The sequence below is a fragment of the Pseudomonas sp. genome, from assembly GCF_035277045.1.
Lineage (GTDB): Bacteria > Pseudomonadota > Gammaproteobacteria > Pseudomonadales > Pseudomonadaceae > Aquipseudomonas.
On record NZ_DATELE010000081.1, the window covers coordinates 1 to 2,690 of the forward strand.

The 2,690-nt window shown below is 67.8% G+C and carries 4 protein-coding genes; 3 read left to right on the forward strand and 1 reads right to left on the reverse strand.

Translation table 11 applies throughout. The features are described from left to right. Positions 1-1,084, reverse strand: a 1,084-nt coding sequence (locus VJS90_RS03330) for an FAD-dependent oxidoreductase (protein ID WP_324119085.1), incomplete at its 3' end; no start/stop codon positions are given. A gap of 148 nt (positions 1,085-1,232) precedes the next feature. Between VJS90_RS03330 and VJS90_RS03335 the strand changes: the two genes are divergently transcribed. From VJS90_RS03335 to VJS90_RS03345, 3 genes are all read left to right on the forward strand, one after another. Next, positions 1,233-1,754 carry a cupin domain-containing protein gene (locus tag VJS90_RS03335; RefSeq protein WP_324119087.1) on the forward strand — a complete coding sequence of 174 codons (522 nt, stop codon included), beginning with the start codon at positions 1,233-1,235 and terminating at the stop codon, positions 1,752-1,754. A 5-nt stretch (positions 1,755-1,759) separates the two neighbouring features. After that, positions 1,760-2,140 carry a termination factor Rho gene (locus VJS90_RS03340; protein WP_324119089.1) on the forward strand — a complete coding sequence of 127 codons (381 nt, stop codon included), beginning with the start codon at positions 1,760-1,762 and terminating at the stop codon, positions 2,138-2,140. A 130-nt stretch (positions 2,141-2,270) separates the two neighbouring features. Next, the coding region (locus VJS90_RS03345) for a hypothetical protein (RefSeq protein ID WP_324119091.1) at positions 2,271-2,690 on the forward strand (420 nt) is incomplete at its 3' end.

Here is a 2,690-nt window from a genome sequence, read left to right on the forward strand (position 1 = left end):
CGCGAACAAGCCCGGTCGCGGGTTTGACGCCGGTGCCGAACAGAACAAGGCGGGTATCTATGCGTTCTCCGGTGTCGAGAACCACGGCCTGCACCTCGGCGTCGCCTTCCAGCCGCGCAGGCTCGCCTGGCGCATGAAACACCACGCCGTTGCGCTCGTGCCAGTCACGCAGGGCACGGCCGATGCGCTCGCCGACCTGCCTGACCAGCGGCACCTCGTGGCGCGCGACCACATGCACCTGCATGCCGTACTTGCGCAGCGCAGAGGCGGCTTCGAGGCCGATGAAGCTGTCGCCGACGATGACCGCTACCTGGCCGGGCTCGGCGACCGCGAGCAGTTGCTCGGCGTCCTCCCGGCTGCGCAGCACGAAGGCGCCTGAGAGTTGCGCGCCGGGGATATCCGGGCGCTGTGGCTTGCCGCCCGTGGCCAGCAGGGCCGCGTCGTAGGTGAGGGTCTGGCCGTCGGCCAGGTTGATGCGCCGCCTGGCGGGCTCGATGGAGCGGACCTTGGCATGCAGCCGGCGCAGGTGGTTGATGCGCTGGACATTGCCTTCCAGCAGCGGCGGTATGTCTTCGGGAGCCATCTCGCCCGAGAGCACGAATTTGCTCAAGGAGGTGCGGTCGTATGCCGGGTGGCGCTCCTGGTCGATCCACGTCAGCTGCCCCGCGAAGCCCCGGGCGCGCAGGCTTGCCACCGCGGCGGCGCCCGCGGCGCCGGCACCGATCACCACGAAGCTGCGCGCATCCTGCCGCAGGCTCGGCCGGGCAGGCGCCAGTGGCTCATCGTCGACCCAGACCGTGCCGTCCTCGACCTTGGTGGGGTAGCGCGCAAGGTCGCTCAAGGCAGGCGGCTCGCACACCTGGCCACTGTCCACGGCAAACGCGGCCTTGTGCCATGGGCAGACCAGGTACCCCTCGCAGACCGCGCCCTCTTCGAGCGGGGCGCCTGCGTGGGGGCAATTTGCCTGGAAGGCGCGGACCTCGCCTGCATGGCGCAGCAGCACGATTTCCTCGGCGCCGGCCTGCACGCGCAGGCCCTGGGCGTCGTTGAGCTGATCCAGCCGGGCTACGGCGTGAAGGGTCATGGCGGTCTCCTTGGCGGCGGGGGTTGCAGGTTCGACACTGCAGGCCCGCTTGGGCTGCGCTGGGCCGACCACCGGCGCGGTGAGTACGAGTGAACCACCTGCGCGCGTCATGGCTCTCAATAGTGTGTCCTGCAACCGGTACCCGACCATGAACACGCAACTGCTGCATTTCGAGGACGACGGCCGGACGCCCAACAGCGCCTTGCCAGTGGTGCTGCATCACCGCGTTCTAACGGATGTGTCCGACGCGGCCAGCACCTTCGAGGCATTGTTCGCCCGCCATCACTGGCGCCCGTTGTGGCGCGCCGGCATTTTCGACTACCACCATTATCATTCCACGGCCCACGAGGCCCTGGGCGTGGCCAGTGGCAGCGCGCGGGTCACGCTGGGCGGCGAGTCCGGCCAGGTGCTCGAGCTGGTGGCGGGCGACGTGCTGGTCCTTCCGGCGGGCACTGGCCACCGCTGCGAGCAGGCCAGCGATGATTTCCTGGTGGTCGGCGCGTATCCCGCAGGGCGGGAAGACTACGACCTGCAACGGCCAGGCACTGCCGACCATGCGGCCTGCAAGGCGCGCATCCTCCAGGTGCCCATGCCACAGGCAGACCCCGCGTTCGGTGCGGATGGCGCCTTGGTGCGGGCCTGGCGACCCCTACACGATCAAGCGAGGTAACCCCCATGCCACAGGGCAGCAAGGACAAGTACACCGCCGAGCAGAAGCGCAAGGCGCAGCACATCGAAGAAGGTTACGAGGACAAGGGCGTGCCCAAGGATGAGGCCGAGGCGCGCGCCTGGGCCACGGTGAACAAGCAGTCGGGTGGAGGCGAGAAGGCGGGTGGGTCGGGCAAGCACACGTCATCGGCCAGCAAGCACACGGCCAGGTCAGACTCGGCCAAGCGCGCCGCCAAGACCCGCGCCGGGCATTCGCGCGGCTCCAGTGAGTCGCTGGACAGCCAGACCAAGGAAAGCCTGATGAAGGAGGCGCGCAGCAAGGATATCGCCGGACGCTCGCGCATGACCAAGGCGCAGCTGGTCGAGGCGCTGCGCAAGCATCACTGATTGCCGGCGAAGAGGGCCTTAGGGCAAGCCAGTCCTGCACGGGCTTGTTTTTGTCTACATCGCCCCATAAATGCTATCGTCACTCGTTTCTAAATAGCGCCCCAGACCCGCTGGAAACGTGGAGCGATACATGGATTGCCGCAAGAAAATCGTGCTCATGGCGCTCGCCAGCCTTGCGCTGGGGGCTTGCGACGACAACTCGCCGCCGTCGGTGGAAACCATCGGGCGCTTCCCGCACTGCACCGAACAGGCGCGCCACGACACCTGCTTCGAACTCAACAACGCCAGCGACGTGCAGTATTCGACGCTGGAACAGACCCCCGAGCGCTTCGACATCGATGCCGACGGCCAGCCGATGGCCGTGCAGCTGGTGTGGGGATCGGATTTTTTCAACAGCATCACCCATTCTGCGCAGGGCCAGGTCCTGGCAGTGGGCGGGCCCCGGCTGCAGCTGAGCGATGTGTCGGGCCCGGCGTCGGCGCCTTGGCAGACCCAGCGATTCAGCGAATACGGCGACGTCTTGCGGGCCGCCGCCCTGGCAGACGATGGC

What these genes read in the sequence shown, in the direction of transcription:
- VJS90_RS03335 (WP_324119087.1), top strand. Translation starts at nt 1,233, where the DNA reads ATGAACACGCAACTGCTGCATTTCGAGGACGACGGCCGGACGCCCAAC.
- VJS90_RS03340 (WP_324119089.1), top strand. Translation starts at nt 1,760, where the DNA reads ATGCCACAGGGCAGCAAGGACAAGTACACCGCCGAGCAGAAGCGCAAG.